At 41.7% G+C, this 23,792-nt stretch carries 18 protein-coding genes; 12 read left to right on the top strand and 6 right to left on the bottom strand.

The window, feature by feature from the left end:
* Positions 1–256 precede the first annotated feature (256 nt).
* The 6 genes from BUB99_RS11505 (at position 257) to BUB99_RS11480 (ending at position 10,188) form a co-directional block, all read left to right on the top strand.
* Positions 257–3,400, top strand: a complete 3,144-nt coding sequence (locus BUB99_RS11505) for a SusC/RagA family TonB-linked outer membrane protein (protein WP_084190519.1) — start codon at positions 257–259, stop codon at positions 3,398–3,400.
* Between the two features lie 12 nt (positions 3,401–3,412).
* The gene (locus tag BUB99_RS11500; RefSeq protein ID WP_073122659.1) at positions 3,413–4,903 is read left to right on the top strand and encodes a SusD/RagB family nutrient-binding outer membrane lipoprotein; all 1,491 of its coding nucleotides are present in this window, start codon (positions 3,413–3,415) and stop codon (positions 4,901–4,903) included.
* 12 nt (positions 4,904–4,915) lie between these two features.
* Positions 4,916–5,728: a hypothetical protein gene (locus BUB99_RS11495; RefSeq protein WP_139280988.1), complete on the top strand. Its 813-nt coding sequence runs from the start codon at positions 4,916–4,918 to the stop codon at positions 5,726–5,728.
* A gap of 20 nt (positions 5,729–5,748) precedes the next feature.
* Complete coding sequence (locus BUB99_RS11490) at positions 5,749–6,594, top strand: hypothetical protein (protein WP_073122654.1); 846 nt, start codon at positions 5,749–5,751, stop codon at positions 6,592–6,594.
* A gap of 144 nt (positions 6,595–6,738) precedes the next feature.
* Positions 6,739–9,099, top strand: a complete 2,361-nt coding sequence (locus tag BUB99_RS11485; protein WP_073122651.1) for a TonB-dependent receptor — start codon at positions 6,739–6,741, stop codon at positions 9,097–9,099.
* A 12-nt stretch (positions 9,100–9,111) separates the two neighbouring features.
* A complete protein-coding gene (locus BUB99_RS11480; protein WP_073122647.1) occupies positions 9,112–10,188 on the top strand; it encodes a DUF4249 domain-containing protein in 1,077 nt (358 codons plus the stop codon).
* 130 nt (positions 10,189–10,318) lie between these two features.
* On the opposite strand, the gene BUB99_RS11475 is transcribed toward BUB99_RS11480, so the two are convergent.
* The 6 genes from BUB99_RS11475 to BUB99_RS11450 form a co-directional block, all read right to left on the bottom strand.
* On the bottom strand, positions 10,319–11,233 hold the full coding sequence (locus tag BUB99_RS11475; protein ID WP_073122644.1) for a ribonuclease Z: 915 nt from the start codon (positions 11,231–11,233) through the stop codon (positions 10,319–10,321).
* Positions 11,234–11,263: 30 nt separating this feature from the next.
* Positions 11,264–11,641 (bottom strand): STAS domain-containing protein, encoded by a 378-nt coding sequence (locus tag BUB99_RS11470; RefSeq protein WP_073122641.1) that lies wholly within the window; start codon positions 11,639–11,641, stop codon positions 11,264–11,266.
* 18 nt (positions 11,642–11,659) lie between these two features.
* Entirely contained in the window at positions 11,660–12,604 is a 945-nt protein-coding gene (locus BUB99_RS11465; RefSeq protein ID WP_073122639.1) for a phosphoribosylaminoimidazolesuccinocarboxamide synthase, read from the bottom strand.
* A 66-nt stretch (positions 12,605–12,670) separates the two neighbouring features.
* Complete coding sequence (locus tag BUB99_RS11460; protein WP_073122637.1) at positions 12,671–13,993, bottom strand: toxin-antitoxin system YwqK family antitoxin; 1,323 nt, start codon at positions 13,991–13,993, stop codon at positions 12,671–12,673.
* A 110-nt stretch (positions 13,994–14,103) separates the two neighbouring features.
* The gene (locus BUB99_RS11455; protein ID WP_073122634.1) at positions 14,104–15,282 is read right to left on the bottom strand and encodes an acetyl-CoA C-acyltransferase; all 1,179 of its coding nucleotides are present in this window, start codon (positions 15,280–15,282) and stop codon (positions 14,104–14,106) included.
* A gap of 46 nt (positions 15,283–15,328) precedes the next feature.
* Complete coding sequence (locus BUB99_RS11450; protein WP_073122631.1) at positions 15,329–16,876, bottom strand: hypothetical protein; 1,548 nt, start codon at positions 16,874–16,876, stop codon at positions 15,329–15,331.
* A 145-nt stretch (positions 16,877–17,021) separates the two neighbouring features.
* Between BUB99_RS11450 and BUB99_RS11445 the strand changes: the two genes are divergently transcribed.
* From BUB99_RS11445 to ilvN, 6 genes are all read left to right on the top strand, one after another.
* A complete protein-coding gene (locus BUB99_RS11445) occupies positions 17,022–18,179 on the top strand; it encodes a 2-isopropylmalate synthase (protein WP_073122629.1) in 1,158 nt (385 codons plus the stop codon).
* A 9-nt stretch (positions 18,180–18,188) separates the two neighbouring features.
* Entirely contained in the window at positions 18,189–18,356 is a 168-nt protein-coding gene (locus BUB99_RS20395; protein WP_170863787.1) for a hypothetical protein, read from the top strand.
* Positions 18,357–18,871: 515 nt separating this feature from the next.
* On the top strand, positions 18,872–19,762 hold the full coding sequence (locus tag BUB99_RS11440; protein WP_073122627.1) for a branched-chain amino acid transaminase: 891 nt from the start codon (positions 18,872–18,874) through the stop codon (positions 19,760–19,762).
* A 31-nt stretch (positions 19,763–19,793) separates the two neighbouring features.
* Entirely contained in the window at positions 19,794–21,464 is a 1,671-nt protein-coding gene (gene ilvD, locus BUB99_RS11435) for a dihydroxy-acid dehydratase (protein ID WP_073122626.1), read from the top strand.
* Between the two features lie 12 nt (positions 21,465–21,476).
* Positions 21,477–23,210, top strand: coding sequence for a biosynthetic-type acetolactate synthase large subunit (gene ilvB / locus BUB99_RS11430; RefSeq protein WP_073122624.1), 1,734 nt, complete (start codon positions 21,477–21,479; stop codon positions 23,208–23,210).
* Positions 23,211–23,224: 14 nt separating this feature from the next.
* Complete coding sequence (ilvN, locus tag BUB99_RS11425; RefSeq protein WP_073122622.1) at positions 23,225–23,779, top strand: acetolactate synthase small subunit; 555 nt, start codon at positions 23,225–23,227, stop codon at positions 23,777–23,779.
* The last annotated feature ends 13 nt before the right edge of the window (positions 23,780–23,792 follow it).

Raw genomic sequence — 23,792 nt, 5'->3', positions numbered from 1 at the left:
CTTACGCACGACATTTGATGACCCTTCCAAAGATTAGTTTTAATACTCTGTTAATATTGGTTAAAAAAGTATTTTATTCTGAATCTCCCACTGATTGTGAAACAAGATTTTACCTACAGGTAAAAACCTGTAAAAAAACAGTATGCATGCCAACTAATAATTGTTAGTTAGTTTTAGTGAAAGTGTTCTAAAAAGCATAAGTTTGGAATTATTAAACATATTATTTAAACATTTATTAACAATTAAAACATACGATATGAAGAGGATTCTACTTATTTGTTTCATGTTGTTGTCTGCACTCGTGACAGAGTCGTGGGCACAAGATCGTACTGTATCTGGTAAAGTAACAGATGATACAGGCGAAGGATTACCAGGGGTAAACGTTGTATTAAAAGGTACGACGGTTGGATCTACTTCTGATATTGAAGGTAACTGGAAAGTGAGTGTTCCTTCGGACGGAGGAGTTTTGGTTTTCTCATTTGTAGGGATGACCGCTCAGGAAGTTGCGATTGGTTCTAGATCTGTAATCGATATTACGATGAAGGCAGATGCACAGCAGTTGTCTGAATTAGTAATTACGAGTTATGGTATTGCTAGAGCCAAGGATGAGTTGACATACGCTACGCAGAAAATTGAATCAAAAGACCTTGTTGCAGCAGAGCAACCTCAGGCAGGTATTGGTCTTGTAGGTAAAGTTGCAGGTATGCAAGTCAACGTACAGAACAATGGTGTGAAACCAGATGTTCAAATTGTCCTTAGAGGTTTGAACTCTATATCTAAAAGTAATGCCGCTTTGATTGTAATTGACGGGATTATTGCCACATCTTCTGCTTTTGGAGATTTGAACCCACATGATATAGAGAGCATTAACGTATTGAAAGGTGCTAATGCTGCAGCCCTGTATGGAGCTGACGCTGTAAATGGTGCATTGATTGTGACAACTAAGAGAGGTACTGGCAATGCAGATAAATTTACTGTGGGTATTAATACGTCTGTGACATTTGAAGAGGTCGCATATATGCCTGATTTTCAAAGTGAATATGGTATTGGTTGGGATGGACATTATGACCCCATTGAGAATACAAACTGGGGCCCAAGGTATGATGGTGTGACCAGACAAATAGGACCTACATTTCCCGACGGTTATGTGTTGGAGACGCAAGAGGTTCCATATGCTCCAATTCAGGATAACCTACTTGATTTTTATGATAGAGGTGTGACCAATATGAACACGGTTTATGCTGCAGGTGGAGATGAAACAGGTTCATTCTATATGTCTTTTGGTAATCAAACGACTACTGGTATTGTGCCTGACGATGAATTTGAAAGAACAACGTTCAGAGTAAATGCTACTAAGCAAATAGGGAAATTAAAGTTGGGCGTGTACGGTGGTTACTACCAAGATAAAACTAACGTAGTGGGTGATCAAATTGGTGATCAAGACAGGCCGTTGTATTGGTTTATCCTTAATACACAATCAAATATTCCTCTAACTAGTTACAAGGATTATGACAATCCTGCGAGCTATGGATATGCAGACAACTATTATAACGCCTATTATCAAAACCCATATTGGGCGATAGGTACTAATAGAGACGAGGATAAAACTTCGAGATTGTACTCAGTGATGTCGGCATCTTATGATATCTTGGATAACCTCAAATTTGTAGGTAATGTAGGTGTGAACTCAAGACAAGGTTCTGGTAAAAACCATAGAGATCGTCAAGAGTATAGTGATGAACTTCAGCCAGCTCACTCTACAGTATCTTCTTTTGTAGAGGATTTTGAATTTACGGACGTTCGTTACAATGGTAACTTCACATTCCAAGGGAGTTTTGATATTGGCGAAACATTTAATATCACTCCTATTGTCGGTATGTCATTTAAGAATGATACTTATAGAGAAAGTACTATTCGTTCGAATAATTTAAGTATACCAGGCTTCTATGATGTGAATAGTGGGGTGATAGGTAGTACTGATGTAGATGAGTGGACCAAACGTCAAATTGGTGTGTTTGCAGATGTGACATTTGGATACGATAACTGGGTGTTTTTGAATGCAACGGGTCGTCAAGATTGGACGTCTACTTTGCCATTAGATGACAATACATATTTTTATCCTTCAGTTGGTTTGTCTGTAGTGTTGACGGAAGGAATTAGTGCATTGAAGGATAACGATATCTTGTCTTATGCTAAGCTTAGCGTAAGTAACGCGACTGTATATAACGACCTTCCTGTTTTCTTGATTAATGAGACTTATCGTCAACAAAATACAAGAGACCTAACGGGTGGGTTTGAAAACTATCCAGCTTTTCCTCTCGCAGGCCAAAACGGATATTATCTCAGTACCACGACTGTTGACGCTAATATATCTAAGGAAAAACTAAACACAACGGAGTTTGGTGCTACTTTAGGTTTCTTAAGAGGACGTATCAATCTGGATGGAGCTTATTTTATTACTACCACGACGGATTTGATTACAGGTACTACACCATCTAGGGCTTCTGGAGCATCATATTTCTATACTAATATTGGAGAGTTGCAGACAAAAGGTCTAGAGTTGGCATTGGGAGCAACGATTCTTGAAATTGGAGATTTTTCATGGAAAGCCAATATCAACTACACTTCTTATGAGTCTGTGGTAAAAGAGATCAAGGAAGGTTTAGATGAGATAGGATTGGATGTGTATACTGCTGGATATGGTACTTATGCAGTGAAAGGTGAGGCTTTTCCTCAAATCAAAGCTGCAGGTTATTTGAGAAATGATAATGGTCAAGTTATTATTGATTCTAATGGTAACCCACAAGTGGGTGACGTTATTTCTCAAGGCAAAACTACGCCAGATTACATTTTGGGAGGGACATCAAGATTTGAATACAAAGGCTTGTCTCTTTCTGCTACTATGGATTACAGAACAGGGCACGTTTATTATGAACAGGGTTCAGACGCGATGGAGTTCACAGGAAGGTCTGTTGCCAGTGTTTCTTCAAATCGACAAGATTTCGTTTGGCCTAATTCAGTAATTGACAATGGTGATGGTACTTACACTGATAATACCAATATTCCAATTACTGGTGGTGTTATGGGATTTTGGAAGGATAGATATAATGAGATTAAGGAGAATTACGTAAAGGATGCAACAGCCTTGAAATTGCGTGAGGTGACTTTGAGATATGCTATCCCTTCTGATATTTTGGAAAAAACCAAAGTTATTAGTAGAATGTCCGTAGGTGTGTTTGGAAGAAATTTGGTTACATGGTTGCCTGAGGAGAATAGATTTTCTGATCCAGAATTTAAGAATACTAGAGCTACTGATGATGCCAATGGAGTGGGTATTGGTGGTTACTTTACATCGCCTCCTACGAGAACATATGGATTTAACTTGAATATTGAATTTTAAGCAAAATCAAAGATGAAAAATAACAAAATATATACATACATACTGGCAAGTGTAGTTCTTTTATTTGGAGCTACATCTTGTGATGATTTTTTGGACGTCAATACTGATCCCAATAATCCAACAGAAGTAACAGTTGATCTGATACTCCCGGTTGCACAAGTTTATACCGCAACTCAAATGCATGCTGATCGTCGTATCAACCATTTAGGAAGTATGATGATGTACAACTGGAGTGAATCTCAGGGTTTTTCTTGGTATGATAACGAGTTTCAGTACTTGGTAAACTCTACTTTCTATGCGTCTATTTTTGATGAAGGGTATAGAGACCCATTGAAACAATATAATCTATTGACCGAATTAGGTGAAGGGTATGATAATTATGAGGCAATTGGTCTTATTATGAAAGCATATCATTATCAGTTGATGGTAGATTTTTATGGTGATATTCCATATTCTGAAGCGTTGCAGCGTAGTGAAAATGCAACTCCTGTTTATGATAGTGGTAGCGATGTTTACACTAGTTTGATGGTAGACCTCACAGCAGCTATTGATTTAATTAATGTTGCTGCAGGAAGTGGTGTCGCTGTTAAACCAGGAAGCGACGATGTGATGTTTGGTGGTGATATGACTATGTGGAAGCAATTTGCTAACACTTTAAAAGTTCGTATTCTTACCAGACTTTCTGATATGACTTCTATGCAGGGGTATATCCAGACTGAATTCGATGCAATTACAGCTGAGGGGTCTGGTTTTATTACAGCTAATGTAGTAGTCGATCCTGGCTATGAAGTGTCTGAGGGAAAGCAAAATCCTTATTGGGATGAAATGGGATTCACCCCTACTGGGGACGAGCAGCTAAACTATAGAGCTACTTGTGCAACGCAGTATATTTTAGATTATCTGGCAAGCACTAATGATCCGAGAATCAGCTTTTTGTATGAAGAGCCAGATACAGGACATCTAGGTGTTAATCAAGGACTAGAAGTAGATGAAAATTATGCGCCTGAGTTGGTTTCTAATATAGGGCCTGGGATTTTGAAAAGTGCTACGATGGGTGACATCATATTTACTCTTGCAGAGAGTAATTTTAATAGAGCTGAACTCGCACTCAAAGGATTTGGTGGAGATCCACAGACTCTTTACGAAGCAGGTATTTCTGCGGCTTTTGTGACTTTATCACATGGAGCAGCAGTTTTAACGTCTGCAGACGCTATAGCATATTATTCTCAAAATATTAATAATGTGAATTATGCAGGGTCAGCGAATAAACTAGAAGCGATTATTACGCAGAAGTGGCTAGCAGTAAATGGACTTACTGCAGAGCAGTCGTGGTTTGATTATAGTAGAACTGGCTTTCCTTCTAATTTACCTATATCTGCACAGGCGTCTACTACAGATAGACCTGTACGGTTATTTTACCCAGCAAGTGAATCAGCAAGTAATGCGAGTAATGTTCCAGATCAACCAAATGCATTTTCAGATAAGATTTTTTGGGCTAACTAAAATATGATTGAAATGAAGAAATACATATATATATTAATTATGTCGTGTACATTCGGAGCTTTGGTTTCGTGTGTAGAGACTACTGCTCCAGAAGATGAATATGGCAAAGGATATAACCTTGCTGGTTTCGTGAATGGTAGCCAAGCTGTAAGTGCTGTGGCAGATGGTAGTGAATATGCTGTGGAGGTTCCTATGCAAGTAAAGGGGCCTGCAATGAACAAGACCAAGGGTACTGTTATTGTAAATATTGAGGTGGATGAGTCATCTACTGCGATTGAGGGTACTCATTTTAGTTTGAGTACAAAAAGTATCGAGTTGACAGAGGGACAGGATTTTCTGAGCCTATTGCCTCTTGCCGTTATGACTCAGGGAGTAGTTCCTCCTGCAACGTTTTCACTTGTATTGAAGGTGTCCAATGTGGATGGAGAAAACGTAATAGCTAATGGATCAACAATCAATTTGAACTTGGTCTATCAGTGTCCTGCAGATTTGAGTGGTACTTACCTAGTAACTAATGATTCCTGTAATCCTTCGTTTACGGCTACTATCTCTAAGAACGCAGATGGTTCATGGGCTCTCTCTTCTGCAGATGGAGGTTGGTTGCACCAGTGTACTAGTAATTCGACATTGCTAAACCCAGGGAATATAGTTGAGCTTTGTGGTGAGATTTTACCTACTTCAGATTTGGACTATGGAGGGCTTGGTATTGGAACTATTTTAGGAGGTTCGTTTAACGAAGTAACTGGAGTGCTAACTATGGAGCATGAGGAAACTTATTTCGATGGTGGCCCACGTAATTGGACATCTACGTATACCAGACAATAATTCATATAAATTATTTAAGAATGAAAAATATACTTTATATATATATAGCAGTAGCTTTTCTAAGTTCATGTGTTAATGAGCGGGAAGTAGCTCCAATTATGGATCCTACTACAAAGCCCTTAGTCACTATCAGTACAGATGATGACTTGACAAGTGTTTCGGAAGGAGATGTGTTTACATTTAATGTCATGACTAGTAAGTTAATGAAGGAGAACATTGCGTTCAGTTATAAAGAGTCTGAAGGGAATGCTTCTGTGGAAGGGATGGATTTTGATGTTTCTTCTGGTGTTCTGGCTCCATATGCATTCGAGACGACATTTACATTAGAGATTCCTATGGATAATTTCCCGCAAGAAACTACGAAATTGGCAATTGAAATAGGATCATATGAGTTAGCTGATACATGGCAGTTTAGCCCAGAGTCAGAACCTTATATGGTTGATGTTGACGTTAAAAACGTGAATGATCCAGATGCCTTAACAATTGGTGTGATTTGGGATGATCCTGAGCACGTAACTGATTTTGATGTTTTAGTTGAAGCGGAAGATCAAGGGTCATGGAGTAATCAAGGCGCTACTGGAGCTAATCCAGAGATCGATACTTCAATTAGATCAGATTATGGTGACGATACTGATGATACCTATTTAGTTGGACTTGATCCGTACGATGTGCCAGATGGAGATATTTCCTTTAAGGTTCATGTTGGATACCCAAATGGAGACGTTGAAATCTTTGAGGGTACATTTAATAAAGCGGATTTAAGTACCTACATAGCGGATGATTTTACAGCATTTGGTTCAACTATGTACCGAATTTTGAGAGTTGTTCAAACGGGTAATACTTACGACGTGACTTTTACATTTTAATTGAATCACGAGAGATAAATTTTTTAAAGAGGCAGTTTCTGACGAGACTGCCTCTTTCTTTGACAGCTGTTTTATTTTTCAATCACATATTTCTTCATTAATCATACCCAGATAATGAGTTTAATCAATTCAAGAGGAATAGTTATGCTATTCATGTTAGTCCTCTTTACCGTTTCTTCTAGTTTTTCTCAAAACAAAGACCCTTATAAAGCCACACTATCAGGACATATTAAGAGTGCTTACACAGGGCTGGATGTTATAGGAGCGACGGTGTATTTAGAGAGTGTCCAAAAGGGAACAGCTACTGATGTAGAGGGTAATTTTAAAATTGTTGTTCCCAAAGGACTATTTAAAGTTCGTTTTAGCAGTGTCAATATGAAGACTCAGATCATAGAGATTGATTTGATTAAGGATGTCAATATTGAAGTTGAGCTACGCGAAGAGGTTCTTAATCTTAATGAAGTGACCGTTTTTGCTGAGAAACAAGACGCAAACGTCAAGAGCCTTGATGTGGGTAAGAACGAGTTAGATATTAACAAGATTAATTCTATGCCGGCATTTATGGGTGAGCCTGATGTGGTAAAGTCATTGATGTTGTTGCCAGGAGTGAGTACAGTGGGCGAAGGTGCATCTGGGTTCAATGTACGAGGAGGTGGCGTGGATCAAAACCTTATTCTCCAGGATGGCGCTCTGATTTTTAACCCTTCTCACGTATTTGGTTTCTTCTCGGTTTTTAACCCAGCTGTTGTTAAAAGTGCGTCTTTGTATAAAAATGGTATGCCAGCACAGTATGGAGGTCGCCTCTCGTCTGTACTGGATGTAGAGCTACAAGAAGGAGATTTTAATGAGTATAAGGGAGAGGTAGGATTAGGCTTGGTGGCTAGTAAATTAGCCTTGCAAGGTCCTATCGTTAAGCAAAAAGTATCATTTTTGATTGGAGGAAGAGCCTCTTACTCTGATTGGTTGCTCAATAGGGCTAAGGACCTAGAGCTGCGCCAGAGCAGTGCTATGTTTCAGGATATGAATGCAAAGTTGGCCTACATGGTTAATGACAAGAATAAGATAAGCTACTCTGGCTACTACAGTCGCGATGGGTTCAAATTTGCAGCAGAGTCTGACTTTGAATGGTCTATGATGAATCATGTGGTGAAATGGAGTCATATTTTTTCTGATAGGGCAGATTTAGATGTGAATTTCGTAGTAGGTAATTACACTTCGTTAGTGAAGGAGAATGATCAAAATATCCGTTATGATGTTACCTCGATCATAGATTATCAAAAAATGAGTGTTAAGTATTCCTACCTCATAAATGAAAGGCATAGCTTAAATGCTGGTTTGGAATCAACCTATTATCAGTTTCAACCAGGTAATCGAGATGTTATAACTGAAAATACAAGTCTTACCGATTTGAATATTGAGAAGGAAAAATCTATTGAAACGGGAATCTATTTAGAGGATGATTTCACAGTTAACTCCTCATTATCAATACGGGCTGGATTGAGATTTAGTCACTTTGTTAACCTAGGGCCAGGGATAGATTATTTGTATGGAGCCAATGATTCGAGAAAGGAAAACAATATCACAGATACAGTCTACTATGACAATGGTGAGCAAATAGCGTCTTATCAAGGACTGGAGCCTCGGGTGACTGTCAATTATGAATTAACGCCTACGAGTTCAATCAAGATGGGCTATAATAGAACTAGGCAATACCTTCACATGATCTCCAATACTGCAGCTGTTTCCCCATATGATATTTGGAAAACAAGCAACTACTACATACCCCCCGAGATAGGAGATCAGCTTTCTCTAGGTTATTTCAGGAATTTTAGAGAAAACCAGTATGAAACATCGGTAGAGGTCTATTATAAGCATGGCACTGACGTGACGGACTTCAAGAATGGAAAGGATTTGTTTATGAATACAAATTTAGAAGCAGATCTCTTAACAGGAGAATCAAATTCTTATGGGATTGAATTTTTTGTGAATAAGAAAATGGGGAAGCTAACTGGTTGGATGAGTTATACTTATTCCAGGTCATTTAGAAAAGTAGAGGGTGAGAATGATGATGAAACAATAAGTAACGGAGATTGGTACCCGTCTAACTATGACAAACCACATGATTTCACTACGGCTATCAATTACCAGTCGACCCCTCTGGTTAGTTTTGGAGTGAATTTCACCTATAGTACTGGACGTCCAGTTACTGCACCAGAGCTTAATTACAATGTAGGTAATTTGACCTATGTTAATAGTTATTCATTGCGTAATGAACTTAGAATTCCAGATTACCATAGGTTAGATATTTCAATGAATCTTAAAACCAAACCGAAGGTAGAAAGGTGGTGGAGAGCAAGTTGGACTTTTGCTGTATACAATGTATATGGTCGAAAGAATGCTTTTTCAGTGTATTATAAGAATGAAGTTGGTAGTCCACCGAGTGCCTATAAATTATCTGTTTTGGGTAGTGCGTTTCCTTCCATTATGTTAAATATTGAGTTTTAAGAGGAGTTAGAGATGAAGAGAGTTTTATTTTATTTGTTATTTATAGTGGTTGCTTCTTCTTGCATTGAAAATCTAGGGGTTTTTAAAGGAAGAAATGGAGATATAGTTATTGAAGGGGTTATAACCAATGAATTTGGTCCTCATATTGTGAAATTAGCAACAACTAAAGAGTTCGGTGCCCCTACAGACTACTACCTAGTACAAGGAGCAAATGTGACTATTGAGGATAATCTGGGAGGTGCAATTGATTTGGAAAATATAGGAGAAGGTAAGTATCAGACACCAGAAAATTTTCGAGCAGAACTTGGAGGAAGTTATAGGTTAAGGGTTGTTTTGAGGTCAGGTGAGGAGTTTGAGTCATCTTTTGAGTCACTGAATGAAGTGCCAACGATAGATAAGGTTTATCATCGGATAGAACAGCGTAGTGTACTGAGTAGCTCTGATGTACTTACGGAGGAGTCAGTAGTAGTGTTTTACGCTGATTTCAATAACCCCAAAGGCGTTGATAATTTTTATAGATGGAGGTATAAAGAAACTTATCAGGTATTGTCACCATTGGCAGGTCAAAGTGAAGGTGAAATTTTACAATCTAGAGGGTGTACGATGGCTATTTCTCATCGGGATTGTTGGGTAGATCAATTTGATACGGAGTTTCTTAACATTATGAATGACGGATATTATGATGGTCTGGAGCTGCTAGGACATGAGGTGTTTGTTACTGATATAGATAAGAAATTTGCGATTGGATATAGTGCAAATATTCAATTGTACAGTTTGAGTGAGCAAGCGTATGAATACTGGGCCGCTATTGAAAAACAAGCAGAAAACAGCGGGTCTATTTTTGATACGAGTAATTTTCAGATCAAAGGGAATGTAAGCTCTATAGATGATCCAGAGCAATTGGTGTTGGGTTATTTTGGGGTGTCAGGAGTTGCGAGTCAACGGATCATGTTAATGGATTATGAGGTGCCATACACGCATACTTATGTCTGTGAAGCAAATAATAGTGGGTGTTACCCCGTGAATTGCATAGACTGTAGAGCCTACGGGGCTAGTTCGCGAACTACCAAGCCCGATTATTGGAAGTAGTATGAAATGAATGATCAGTTGAAGAGTGACAGTTACTTTTTAGCTATCCTACTGATAGATAGTTGTTTCATGAAGTTTAAAGTGAAGAAGAAGGGGTGGCATGTTTGTGCTAACCCTTTTTTGGTACTTATCAATCAATACTGAACTCATACCCTTCTAGGGCTAGTTCTGTATTTTCAAAGATAGTTTTGGTCTCGGCGAGCATAGGGAGTAGCTCTTTGTAACGCGTAGAAAAATGGCCGATGAGTAGTTTGTTTACCTGCGCTTTTTGAGCGATGAGTCCAGCTTCTATGGTTGTAGTGTGATGGGTTTGTGCGGCACGGTCCTTCATGTTGTCCATGAAGGTAGCTTCGTGGTAGAGTATGTCCACACCATGTATGTATGGGATGATTGCTTCGTCATATTTCGTGTCAGAGCAGAAAGCATAGGCACGTGATGGAGCAGGATCTAGGGTGTAGTCTTCGTTCTTATATTGAAGATTTCCATCTTGGTCGAATACGTCATTTCCGTTTTTGAGCGAAATGATTTTAGATGGAGGGATGTCTGCAATTACTTTTGATCGGTCTATTCTTCTCTTTTTAGGTTTTTCTCGGAAGATAAATCCAGAACAGGGAATTCGATGATTGAGTGGAAAAGAGTGTACAGTGATGTTCTGCGTCTCCATTAGTAGCTGTTGCTCTCCGTAAATCCACTCGGTCAGATTGATTTTGTAGTTTAGTGCAGTTTGCGAATGCTTGAGATTGATAGCTAAAATTTCTTTCAACCCAGGAGGGCCATAGATGTTTAGGTCTTTTTTTCGTCCATAGAGGTGTAAAGAAGAGATCAGCCCAATGAGTCCATAGTAGTGATCTCCATGTAGATGACTGATGAAAATGTAGTCTATCTTCTGGGCTTTGATTTTGTTCTTTTTGAGTTGAACCTGTGTGCCTTCTCCACAATCGATAAGAAAAGGCACTTGCATCATCGTCAGCAGTTGTGATGTTTGATTCCTGTTATGAGCAGGTACCGATGCATTGGATCCGAGTATTTTGACGCTAAATGACAAATGTTAGGGGCTGAAAAACTAAGGAGAAGACTATTCTTCTCCCTCTTTTAATCCTTTCTCTAGCTCGTTCATGAAAACGAGATCAACTGACTCTTCTACTGTAGGTAGGATTTCGAGTACTTTATCGAGTTGCGAGATTTTAATGAGTTTCATGGCGTGATCAGATACACCACTGAGGATGAATGTCCCTCCAGCCTCAGTAAACACCCTGTTGCCTACGAGAAGAGCGCTGAGTCCTGATGAGTCGATATATTTGACCTCTGATAAGTCTACAATCATATTAGCAACTCCCTGCCCCTGAAAAGCCAAAAACTCGGTTTTTAGCTCTGCCGAAATGGTAGCGTCTAGTTTCTCTTCGTTGAACTTTATTGTATTGTATTTTTCTTGTCTATCTAGTGTGAATTTCATATTGTGTTTTCTCCTCTTCTATTGTAAATTAATCGAATTTTCGATGTTTCCTTTGATTCTGTTGTAAATATCTGAAGTGTCTACTCGATCAAACGTGTCACCGATGATCTTTTCGTATAGCTCTATGTAGCGATCAGAAATAGACTTGATTTTTTCCTCAGACATATCAGGAATCGTTTGTCCGTCCTTGCCTTGAAACCCTTCAGAGATTAACCATTGACGTACAAACTCCTTAGAAAGTTGTCGTTGCGGTTCTTCTTTTGCTTGTAAATCTGCATAAGTGTCTGCATAAAAGTAGCGTGACGAATCAGGGGTGTGGATTTCATCGATCAAAATTATTTCTCCATTGTAGAGGCCAAATTCATATTTGGTATCTACCAAAATCAACCCACGCTCTGCAGCCATCTCTGTTCCCCGTTGGAATAGTGCTTGGGTATATTCCTCCAATTGGATGTACAATGATTCTTCGACGATTCCTTGTTTTAGGATTTCCTCTCTAGAAATATCTTCGTCATGTCCTTCTGAGGCTTTTGTCGTAGGGGTGATGATAGGGGTAGGGAGCTTGTCGTTTTCTTTCAATCCGTCAGGTAAGTTCACCCCACAAAGAATACGCTTTCCGGCTTTATATTCGCGAGCCGCATGTCCAGCTAAATAGCCACGGATAACCATTTCTACTTTGAAGGGGTCACATTTCTTGCCGACGGTGACGTTAGGGTCAGGTACAGATTCTACCCAGTTGGGTACGATATCGGCGGTTGCTGCTAAGAATCGAGCAGCGATTTGATTGAGCACTTGTCCCTTGTAGGGAATGGGCTCTGGGAGCACCACATCAAAAGCAGAAATCCTATCGCTAGCGACCATGACCAGTGCATGGTCGAATTCATAAACGTCACGCACTTTGCCAGTGTATTTCTTCGTTTGTCCAGCAAAGTGATAATCAGTAGATTTTAAACCTGTATTCATAGGGGCAAATCTAAAGCATCACAGCTAATTAGTAGATATAAAAAGCAGACAGGATTTTAATTCATGCTAGGGCTGGGTGATCAGCCGCCCAAATTTATAGCTTTCCTCTTTGATAATATTACCTCTCTTGTCATAGTATATCCACCGTCCATCTTTTTCATTGCGGTTGTACTGACCTTGAATTTCAGGGTCACCAGATTTGAAATACTGTGTGTAAGCTCCATCTAGTCGATCGAATTTGTAGTTTTTACTTTCCAGTATTTTGCCATTGGGATAGTATGCGAGACTCTCCCCATGTTTCTTCCCTTTGATATATGCTTCTTCGGTAAGTACATTGCCTTTGTTGTCATAGATGATACGTTTTCCTTCTAGTTTTCCTTCGTTGTATCTCTCGACTATATGTAAATCGCCTTTCTCATTAAAATACTTCCATGTTCCAGTTTTGAAATCATCCTTGAATTTGCGAGTAGCGATTAAAATGCCTGATTCGTCGAACTCATCTATGTTGCTGTCTTTTTCATAGTTGGAGTAGTTGCCTTTGGTTTTGATCTGACCGTTGGGATGGTAGACGATGTTGGTTCCAGATCTTTTACCGTTTGCTAGGTTGAGTTCCTGCTTGACTGCTCCATCAGGATAGTAAGAAATGATCGCCCCGTTGAGCTGTCCATGCTCGTAGTTGCCAGCAGTTTCTAGCTGACCATTTTCATAGTATTTCTTGAAACTTCCTTCGTTAGACCCATTTTTTTGGAATGTTTCGGTACTGACCTGTCCACTAGGGTAGTAGCTGAGTAGTTGTCCATCGATTACGCCATTTTTATAATGGATGGAGGACTTGATGATACCAGTGTCGTAGTAGGTCTTGTTAGGGCCGTGTTGTTTACCTCCTAGGTAGCTGATTTCTTCTTTGATCTTTCCGTTTGTCCAGTATTCTTTGACTAGTCCGTCTGGTTTACCTTTTTTGAATTCTGTTTCATTTTTGATCGTACCGTCTGGGTAGTAGGATTTGAGTATGCCAATCAAGCTATCGTTTTGAAATGTGCCTGACTGGATTAGGTGTCCAGCATCGTCGAAGACTTTGGTGTCTCCCTGCCTTTTTCCTCTGAGATAGAAAGTGCTGCGTTGTATCTGCCCGTCTTCGTAGTAATTGAGAAACTCCCCCTCACGATTGCCCCGATGATAGTATCCTGTTACTATTACTGCTCCATCATAACTATACTTTTTGTATTCACCATGTAGTACGGTGGTTGTATCCACTTTTATCGTGGTGTAAGTCTCTCTGATTGGATAGGCTCCGTTTCGCTCCTGATCGTAGCGTTTGGTTACTTTGGTCTGTGCGAATAGCGATACAGAAGGGATAGAAAGAAGCAAAAGGACTAATATTTTTCTCATATCTAGGGGTGAAAAAGACTTTACACTTGTATCAGTTCGCAAATGTAAAGTCTTTGAAGAAATAACGGTTTATTGGCTCATTCGTTTGCATGAGCATTATTGGGTTGATATTAACACTTTTCTATAACGATGGCAGATGCGCCACCTCCACCGTTACAGATGCCTGCTACACCGATTTTACCTTTTTTCTGATCGAGTACAGAGGTTAGTGTTGTGATAATGCGTGCACCTGATGCACCGAGTGGATGCCCTAGTGCTACTGCTCCACCGAGGACATTGACTGTGTCTGGCTTGAGGCCGAGTGCTTGTATGTTGGCGAGTGCGACGACTGAGAACGCTTCATTAATCTCATAGAAATCTACGTCTTTGGGTGTTAATCCAGCGTGTTTTATCGCTTTTGGGATTGCCAGCGATGGAGCAGTGGTGAACCAGATAGGTTCCTGTGCGGCATCTGCAAACCCCAATATTTTTGCGATGGGTTTTAGTTTCAATTCTTCCATTTTTCGCTTGCTCATTACCACTAGGGCGGAAGCTCCGTCGTTGATGGTGGACGCATTGGCTGCCGTGACAGAGCCATCAGCGTTGAAGACGGGACGTAACGATGGGATTTTGTCGAATTTGACCTTGCGGAATTCTTCGTCTTCATTTACTACGACGGGCTCTCCTTTTCTTTGTGGGACTTCTACGGGTACGATTTCGTTTTTGAAAGAACCAGCTTCGGTAGATGTAGCTGTTTTTTGGTAAGAAGCAATAGCGTATTCGTCCTGCGCTTCGCGGCTGATGTTCATTTCCTTGGCAGTGTTGTCTGCGCAGCTACCCATGGGGAATTTATGATATGGCTCCCAGAGCCCGTCATGTAGCAATCCATCGAGCATTTGTCCATGTCCATAACCGAGACCGTAGCGTGCTTTTGGTACGTAATACGGGATATTGGACATGCTTTCCATGCCACCAGCGACTACCACGTCGTTTTGTCCAAGCATGATGGATTGAGCAGCGAGCATGACGGACTTCATGCCAGAGGCACAGACTTTATTGACCGTAGTGCACGGGACGTTGTAGCCTATGCCAGCTCCGATCGCTGCTTGGCGTGCGGGTGCTTGTCCTAATCCTGCTGATACGACATTGCCCATGAATACTTCGTCTACATTTTCGGTTTGTATTCCTGCTTTGTTGAGCGCGCCTTGGATAGCAATAGAACCAAGTTGGACCGCTGAGAGAGAGGATAAACTACCGCCAAAACTTCCTATTGGTGTGCGGACGGCAGATACCAGATATACTTCTTCCATAATGATTTTGTTTTTGGGTTGTTATATACCAAATGTAATCAATGACCTAGGCGTTCGTCAAGCGAACAGCCGCTTTTTCTTGGATGATATTCTGTACGGGACGCTTTTCGATTTTGGATTCTAGCCACGAGATGATATCGAAGTACAAGAAAGCTCTTTTTTCGTAAGGATCTTTGGATAGCAAGAGGAGATTATTACGCAGTGTTTCGAATCGTTTTTCTAGCTCTTTTTCCGTGATGTTTGTCTTTAGTCTTACGAGGAAGTTGAGGATGTATTTTTGAAACTGATGGAGGTCTTCTTTCTTCAGAAGAAAACGATAGGTGGATCGTACGTAGTACTCGATCAACTCCATGTTGCCTAGTTCATAGTGGCTGATCAGGTTAACTATCCGTGCAAAACCGTGAATGTCCTCTCTCAAATCCACTTCGTGCGAGTTGATGATTTTGTTGAGCCAGATAATGGCAGTTTTGTGGTCGTCATTTCCAAAGTATAGACAGGCGGTTTTGAAGTACATGATGACTCGAGAGTGTGGGTCAAGCTGTAGAGCAAAGGGTTCGATTCCTGGCATGATCCGTTCTATTAGGTTAACACCTCTCCTAAAATCTCCTTTCATAAAGAGTCGATTAAACTCGTGGACGAAGGTGTATTTCTGCAGCTTTAGCTTGATGTTTTCGTTGAGGTGAGCAGAAGGCAGGGTGTATAATGCACGGAGCTCACGTGTGGTGTTTTGAAATTCACGGTATTTCAGGAGTTTGTTTTGAGCGATTAGTAGATAGTTCAGACTAGAGATGTAAGCTTCCAGCCTTGATTGGATTAGTGTTTTTTGTCCCGAAAAGAGCTCGACGAGCCGTTTGGCGTACTGATACCCTTTTTTGAAATCCTGAATAAAAAAATAGTAACCTATATACAGAGTATACAAACTGATTTTTTCACTGACAGAAAAAGTCGCTTCATTGAATAATGGCAAGTTGGAGTTGAAAACCTGATTGATGTCCTTGTAGTCACTTTCATTTCGGATGAACCCAATTTTTTTGTACATCGCTTGTAGTTTGAACTGGAGGTTGGAGAAAGAGTTGATATGGTTGATGCGTGTGGTGGTTTCCTCTATCTCTCGTATCACTTTGTTGGTTCGCTCTAGACTGTCACGGACCGTATGTCGTGTGAGCATTTGTTTCTCCCATTTTAAAATCTCCAATTGCATCTCAAGGTTGTCACTCTTGATGGCCATTTTTTTTGCTTTTTTGATTACCTCAGCACATTGGGTATAGAGACTTTTGTTGAATAGAATCTCGGCGTGATCCACCATGTCCCGGATACGGATGTTGGGGAGTGTACTAGAATTGTAGTCTCGCAGTGATTCGAGTACTTTGGTGTAGAGGTGAGCTTTGAGATTAGAGAGTTGTTGTGCCTTGATTATGGGCGCTTTGATCAATATTTCATCGTCATCGAATTTCTTCTGCTTGTCAATAACGCTAAATAGATGGGTGTATTTGGCATTTTCTGTGCCACTATTCGATAGGTTGAAATAGCGCTTTTCACTTTTCTTGAGTGACTTGATCAAAAGAAATAGAGAGTCGGATCTTTCTTTAGACATTGTATTTAAAGTTTGTTCTATTTACGTTAATTGGAGTATTTGGTTCGATTATGACTTGTTAGAGATCGTAAATAAATAAAACAATGGTATTTTTTAGCGATAATTCGCTAATTACTTTTGGAGTGTAAGAAATAGAAACAGAACTATGGAAAATCGCATACACATATTCGATACGACGCTTAGAGATGGAGAACAAGTACCTGGGTGCAGGTTGAATACCAAAGATAAGTTGCTGATAGCGGAAGAACTAGAGCTGTTGGGGGTTGATATTATCGAAGCGGGCTTTCCGGTTTCCAGCCCTGGAGACTTTGAGTCTGTGTCTGAGATAGCCAAATTGGTTAAAAATGCTACTGTGTGTGGATTGACGCGTGCAGTACAAAAAGATATAGAAGTAGCTGCCGAAGCATTGAAACATGCGAAGCACCCAAGAATCCATACAGGGATCGGGACATCGGATCAGCACGTGTTTACTAAAATCAAAACCACTAGAGAAGATATCCTAGTGAGAAGTAAGCAGGCTGTCAAGTGGGCAAAAAAATATGTGGAAGACGTGGAGTTCTATGCGGAGGATGCGGGACGTACCGAGAATGCCTTCTTGGCGCAAGTCGTAGAAGCGGTCATTGCAGAAGGAGCCACAGTGATTAATATCCCAGATACCACAGGGTATTGTCTGCCAGAAGAGTATGGGGCTAAAATCAAATACCTCAAAGAAAACGTCAAAGGAATTGAGAAAGCGATCTTGTCGACGCACTGTCACAACGATCTAGGTTTGGCGACTGCCAACTCTATCGCTGGGGTACAAAATGGAGCGAGACAAATCGAATGTACTATCAATGGAATTGGAGAGCGTGCAGGAAATACATCACTCGAAGAGGTCGTGATGATCATGCGCAAGCACAGCTGGTTGAAAAGTGATACGCGGATAGATGCTAGACGCCTCAACGCCATGAGCCGATTGGTCTCTGAAAAAATGAGAATGCCTGTACAGCCAAACAAGGCGATCGTGGGTTCTAATGCCTTTGCACACTCATCGGGGATACACCAAGACGGTGTGATTAAGAATCGGGACAATTACGAGATTATCGATCCAGCGGAAGTCGGCGTGAACGAGTCATCTATTATCCTGACTGCCCGCAGTGGTAGAGCAGCATTGAGCTACCGATTGGAAAAAATCGGTTTCAAGTTAGCCAAAGAAGAGCTGGATGTAGCGTACAAGCAGTTTTTATCTGTAGCAGACAAGCATAATGTGGTAGAGGAGGAGCAGTTGAAAGAGCTCATGAATGCACTAGCAATTAGTGCCTAAGCATAAGATATGAAGAATCGAAACACAAATAAAGCAGAATACGCATCAGCAACTGTCAAAAGTAGTAAGCGGACTCCAAAACAGCATGACGAAGAATTGACTGGCCGTATGTTCTTAGGGTCTAGTCAGTGTAGAGGCACTAGGACGAACTACCTGTATGCCTTTGGGGCTGAATGATTGTTTTTCGAATAAGGTAAGTTAAGTCGAAATCGCAGTAGGTGGTTTCTTTGGGTAGGAGAAAAGTGAAATTTCAATTCTTCCTGAGCTAAGTATTGTTTAGTAGGCTACAAGCGAGTGTATTTTATTTTTGTCAAAAACCCGACTGTTTGTTTGGAACTGAAAATTAAAATGAGCTATTTTGGCATTAATTAAAAGAAAGAAATGATAGCAATTATTGTCATAGCATTAACGATTGTAGCAGTGGTCACCGTGATCACAGGCCGGGAATGATATATCAATAATTCTAAAAAAATATTTGAAGCGTCATTCCCCCAAAGGATGACGCTTTTTTATTGCCCAAAAACAACAGATAAAAGTGATAACGATTATTGACATATTAGCTATTGTCACTGTGACTGCCGTGTACGGTTACTGAGAAAGCTGCGTATATCTAAAAATATCCGAAAGCCTTTCTCTTTACAGTGAAGGGCTTTTTTTATGTCTATTGCTAAATAACTTAAAGAGATTAGACCATGTATTACAACGAAAATTCGATTCTTTACCTAGACGGCCAGTGGCTCAAGGCTTCTGAGGCTAAAGTCAATTTGTATAGCCAAACCATGCACCATGGCAATGGTGTGTTCGAAGGAATACGGTCTTATGGTAGTGCTGCAGGACCAAATATTTTCAAGGCTAAGCAGCACTTTGAACGCTTGAAGTTTTCGGCAGAGCGAATGGCAATTAAGTTTCCCTACTCGGTGGACGAACTCGTCAAGATTTCTTATGAGTTGATAGAAAAGAATAATCTGGAGAATGCCTACATCAGACCATTGATATATCTCGGCGCTAACATGAAGCTGATTACCTGTGGTGAGACACATATCATGATGGCGACTTGGGAGTGGCCTCCATACCTCGGAGATGAGTCACTCAAAGTGATGATTTCATCCTACCAGCGTCCAAACCCAAAGTCAATTCCGATTGAGGCGAAGGTGACTGGCAACTATACAAACTCTATTTTGGCAACCAATGAAGCCAAGCGAGAGGGGTACGATGAGGCTTTGTTGTTGGATTCGGACGGTTATGTGTCGGAGGGGTCTGGACAGAACTTCTTCTTTGTCAAAGACGGTGTGATCTATACGCCTCCATTGGGCAATATCCTGCCAGGTATCACGAGAGCAACTATCATCGAGTACGCGATGGAGCTCGGCTATCCTGTCGTGGAAAAGCTGTTCGTGCCAGAGGATATGAGAGGAGGGGAAGTTGCTTTTTTCACAGGTACGGCGACAGAGGTTGCGAGTATTTCCTCGATAGGAGATATTGAGTTCAAAAAAGATTGGAAAGAAACAGTGGCCTACGAGCTGTTTCAGATGTATAGAGCCAGAGTCACCAACGAAGAGTTGAGTGAGTCGGCGGTAGGATAACAAGAGAAGATTAGAAATTATTAGAATATAAATGGAACTTAACAAACACAGTAAGACGATCACGCAAGATCCTTCGCAACCTGGTTCACAGGCACAATTGTACGCGACGGGATTGACAGAAGCCGACATGAGCAAAGCACAAGTAGGTATAGTCAGTACCGGTTTTGAAGGAAACCCATGTAACATGCACCTCAATATTTTGGCTCACCAAGTCAAAAAAGGGGTCAAAGAAGCTGATCTAGTCGGTTTGATTTTCCATACTATAGGGGTCTCCGACGGGATATCCAATGGTACAGTTGGGATGAAATATTCATTGGTGTCTCGTGACATTATCGCAGATTCCATCGAGACAGTGGTCAATGCACAGTTTTACGATGCAGTAGTTCCAGTCGTAGGGTGTGACAAGAACATGCCTGGCGCTATCATGGCTTTGGGACGATTGAACAGACCGGGACTCATGGTCTACGGCGGCTCGGTCAAGCCTGGGAAATGGAAGGGCGAAGATCTCAACATTGTATCGGCTTTCGAGGCATACGGCCAAAAACTAGGAAATAATATTTCTGACGAGGATTTCAAAGGAATTATCAAAAATGCAATCCCAGGCCCAGGGGCATGTGGAGGGATGTACACCGCGAATACGCTAGCATCTGCTATCGAGGCAATGGGGATGAGTTTACCTTCTTCTTCTTCCAATCCTGCCGAAAGCGAGGACAAGAAGCAAGAGACCTATAGAGTAGGGCAGGCGGTGAGACATTTGCTGACCGAGGATATTCGTCCGAGCGACATAATGACCAAAGAGGCGTTCGAAAATGCGATTCGATTGGTGATGATTACAGGAGGCTCTACTAATGCGGTGCTTCACTTGATCGCCATGGCCAAGTCTGTCGATGTGCCGATCGGATTGGATGACTTCCAAAGATTGTCAGATACGACTCCTTTCTTAGCGGATTTGAAACCAAGTGGAAAGTACCTCATGGAGGATCTTCACAACGTGGGAGGTATTCCAGGTGTGATGAAAGTCTTGTTGAAAGAAGGTTATCTACACGGTGATTGTATGACTGTGACGGGTAAGACTTTGGCACAAAACATAGAAGAAGGACCTTCTTTGAAAGCGAAGCAGGATGTGATTCACTCCTTTGGAGATCCGATCAAAAAGTCGGGACACTTGCAGATTCTGTATGGAAACCTCGCACCGACTGGTGCGGTAGCGAAGATTACAGGCAAAGAAGGCGAGTACTTCGAAGGGCCAGCGAGATGCTACGACGATGAGTTCGCGGCGATCAAAGGAATCGGCGAAGAGGTGCAAAAAGGAGAAGTGATTGTCATCCGATACTCTGGACCAAAAGGTGGGCCAGGGATGCCAGAAATGCTCAAGCCTACAGGTGCTGTGATGGGCGCAGGATTAGGCAAAGACGTGGCATTGATCACGGACGGTCGATTCTCTGGTGGTTCGCATGGTTTCGTGGTGGGGCACATCACTCCAGAAGCGCAAGAAGGTGGGCCGCTAGGATTGGTGAAAGATGGAGACATCATCGCCATCGATGCAGTCAACAACAAACTCGAACTGAAGATCAGTGACGAGGAGATGGAGAAAAGAAAGAAAGAATGGGTACAGCCTCCTTACAAAGCAACCAAAGGCATACTCAAGAAATATATCAATCAAGTAAAGTCTGCATCCGAAGGATGTGTGACCGACGAATAAATATTAGGAGAAATGGAGACTTCTACATTAGAACAAGAAAAGAAAGCTATGGCCAAAACCGAAAGAATGACTGGCTCTGAGGCACTCCTCAGATGTCTACTCGAGGAGGATGTCGATACCATATTTGGCTATCCCGGTGGAGCCATCATGCCGATCTATGACTTGCTATACAAGTACATGGACAGACTCAATCACATACTCGTACGTCACGAGCAGGGTGCCGCGCATGCCGCACAGGGTTATGCTCGTGTCAACGGCAAAACAGGTGTCTGCTTTGCGACTTCTGGGCCAGGTGCAACCAACTTGATCACAGGGATCGCGGATGCACAGATCGACTCTACGCCGATGGTATGTATCACAGGGCAGGTCGCTTCGCACTTGCTGGGGACGGATGCTTTTCAGGAGACGGATGTCGTGGGTATCTCTATGCCTGTCACCAAGTGGAATATACAGGTGACCAAAGCATCGGAGATTCCTGAGGCGGTGGCCAAGGCCTTTTATATCGCCAATACGGGTCGTCCAGGTCCGGTATTGATCGATATCACCAAGGATGCACAGTTTGAGGAGTTTGATTTTTCTTATCAGAAATGTGAAAGAATCCGTAGCTATCACCCGTATCCAATTTTGGATGAGTCCAAAGTAGATGCTGCTGCCAAACTGATCGACGAGGCGAAGAAACCGATGATCCTCGTAGGACATGGTGTCATCATCTCACAGGCACAGCATGAGCTTTTGGCATTCGCCGAAAAAACGGGCATACCAATGGCGTCTACGCTGCTGGGACTGTCAGCTGTACCTACTGCTCACCCATTGTACATGGGCTACCTCGGGATGCATGGCAACTACGGCCCCAACGTCAAGACCAACGAATGTGATCTTTTGATTGCAATCGGGATGAGGTTCGATGACAGGGTGACAGGAGATTTGAATACCTATGCCAAGCAGGCCAAGGTGATACATATCGAGATCGACCCAGCGGAAGTAGACAAGAACGTGAAGACAGAAGTCGCGATCGTATCGGATGCCAAAGCGGCATTGTTGAACTTGGTACCGAAAGTAAAAGAGAACAAGCACGAATCATGGATTGAAGAGTTCAAGGCGTGTGACAAAATTGAATATGACAAGGTTATCGAAGGTGATTTTTTCCCGAAGGGAGAAGAGTTGAAAATGTCTGAGGTTATCAAAGCGATCTCTGACAAGACCGAAGGAAAAGCCATCCTAGTGACGGATGTAGGACAACACCAGATGATTGCGACGAGGTATTACGAGTTTAGCGATACGAGGTTGAATGTGACCTCTGGCGGTTTAGGAACCATGGGGTTTGCCCTGCCAGCGGCGATGGGTGCCAAGATGGGACGACCAGAGAAGGAGGTCATCGCGGTGATTGGTGACGGTGGATTCCAGATGACAATTCAGGAGTTGGGTACGATCTTCCAGAGCAAGATTGGGGTGAAGATTTTGATCTTGAACAACAACTTCCTCGGCATGGTGCGTCAGTGGCAGCAGTTGTTCTTCGATAGTCGATACTCCTTTACTGAGATGGTCAATCCGGATTTTCAGAAGATCTCCGAAGGCTATGGTATCCCATGTAGTCGCGTCGATAAGCGAGAAAATCTCGACGATGCGCTCAAGACGTTCTTGGATCACGAAGGGCCTTATTTGCTCGAAGTGATGGTTGAAAAAGAAGGAAATGTATTTCCAATGATTCCAACAGGAGCTTCGGTTTCGGAAATGAGGTTGGACTAAAAAATTAGATTAAAGTGGATAAGCAACATACATTATCGGTACTGACCGAAGATAAAGCAGGTTTGTTGAATCAAATCACGATCATCTTTACGAGAAGGAAGATCAATATAGATAGTTTGAACGTGTCTTCTACGGAGGTGGCAGGTATCAGCCGATTCACCATCGTGGTAACGTGTACGCAGGACGAAGCAGAAAAAACCGTCAAGCAAATCCGCAAGATTGTGGATGTATTGGGGGCCTTTTTGTACAACGAGGATCAGATCTATTACCAAGAGATCGCTCTATATAAGGTGCCTACGTCGGTGTTTTTGAACGGTCAAAGTATCGAGAAGCTCGTCCGTGAAAACGGTGCGCGGATTTTGGTGATCGAAGAGGATCACATTATCCTAGAGAAGACAGGACTCAAGGACGAAACACACGATCTATACGAAAAACTCGTGCCGTTAGGGCTTTTGGAGTTTGTGCGTTCGGGGCGTGTGGCACTTTCTAAGTCCAAGCGCAAGACGGAGGAGTACATCAAGGAACTAGAGAACTCCAAGGATAACCTGTTGGACATCCGAAATTTTTAAGAACAGACACTAG

The organism is Reichenbachiella agariperforans, assembly GCF_900142205.1.
GTDB classification, from domain to species: Bacteria; Bacteroidota; Bacteroidia; order Cytophagales; family Cyclobacteriaceae; genus Reichenbachiella; species Reichenbachiella agariperforans.
Note: the sequence above shows the minus strand (reverse complement) of the source record. Positions and strands in the feature narration are given on the sequence as shown.

Excerpts from the sequence above, each read along its gene's own strand:
- ilvD (WP_073122626.1), top strand. The coding sequence starts at position 19,794 with ATGGAACTTAACAAACACAGTAAGACGATCACGCAAGATCCTTCGCAA.
- BUB99_RS11500 (WP_073122659.1), top strand. The coding sequence starts at position 3,413 with ATGAAAAATAACAAAATATATACATACATACTGGCAAGTGTAGTTCTT.
- BUB99_RS11460 (WP_073122637.1), bottom strand. The coding sequence starts at position 13,993 with ATGAGAAAAATATTAGTCCTTTTGCTTCTTTCTATCCCTTCTGTATCG.
- BUB99_RS11480 (WP_073122647.1), top strand. The coding sequence starts at position 9,112 with ATGAAGAGAGTTTTATTTTATTTGTTATTTATAGTGGTTGCTTCTTCT.
- BUB99_RS11440 (WP_073122627.1), top strand. The coding sequence starts at position 18,872 with ATGTATTACAACGAAAATTCGATTCTTTACCTAGACGGCCAGTGGCTC.
- BUB99_RS11465 (WP_073122639.1), bottom strand. The coding sequence starts at position 12,604 with ATGAATACAGGTTTAAAATCTACTGATTATCACTTTGCTGGACAAACG.
- BUB99_RS11455 (WP_073122634.1), bottom strand. The coding sequence starts at position 15,282 with ATGGAAGAAGTATATCTGGTATCTGCCGTCCGCACACCAATAGGAAGT.
- BUB99_RS11505 (WP_084190519.1), top strand. The coding sequence starts at position 257 with ATGAAGAGGATTCTACTTATTTGTTTCATGTTGTTGTCTGCACTCGTG.
- BUB99_RS11485 (WP_073122651.1), top strand. The coding sequence starts at position 6,739 with ATGCTATTCATGTTAGTCCTCTTTACCGTTTCTTCTAGTTTTTCTCAA.
- BUB99_RS20395 (WP_170863787.1), top strand. The coding sequence starts at position 18,189 with ATGAAGAATCGAAACACAAATAAAGCAGAATACGCATCAGCAACTGTC.
- BUB99_RS11470 (WP_073122641.1), bottom strand. The coding sequence starts at position 11,641 with ATGAAATTCACACTAGATAGACAAGAAAAATACAATACAATAAAGTTC.
- ilvB (WP_073122624.1), top strand. The coding sequence starts at position 21,477 with ATGGAGACTTCTACATTAGAACAAGAAAAGAAAGCTATGGCCAAAACC.
- BUB99_RS11495 (WP_139280988.1), top strand. The coding sequence starts at position 4,916 with ATGAAGAAATACATATATATATTAATTATGTCGTGTACATTCGGAGCT.
- BUB99_RS11450 (WP_073122631.1), bottom strand. The coding sequence starts at position 16,876 with ATGTCTAAAGAAAGATCCGACTCTCTATTTCTTTTGATCAAGTCACTC.
- BUB99_RS11445 (WP_073122629.1), top strand. The coding sequence starts at position 17,022 with ATGGAAAATCGCATACACATATTCGATACGACGCTTAGAGATGGAGAA.
- BUB99_RS11490 (WP_073122654.1), top strand. The coding sequence starts at position 5,749 with ATGAAAAATATACTTTATATATATATAGCAGTAGCTTTTCTAAGTTCA.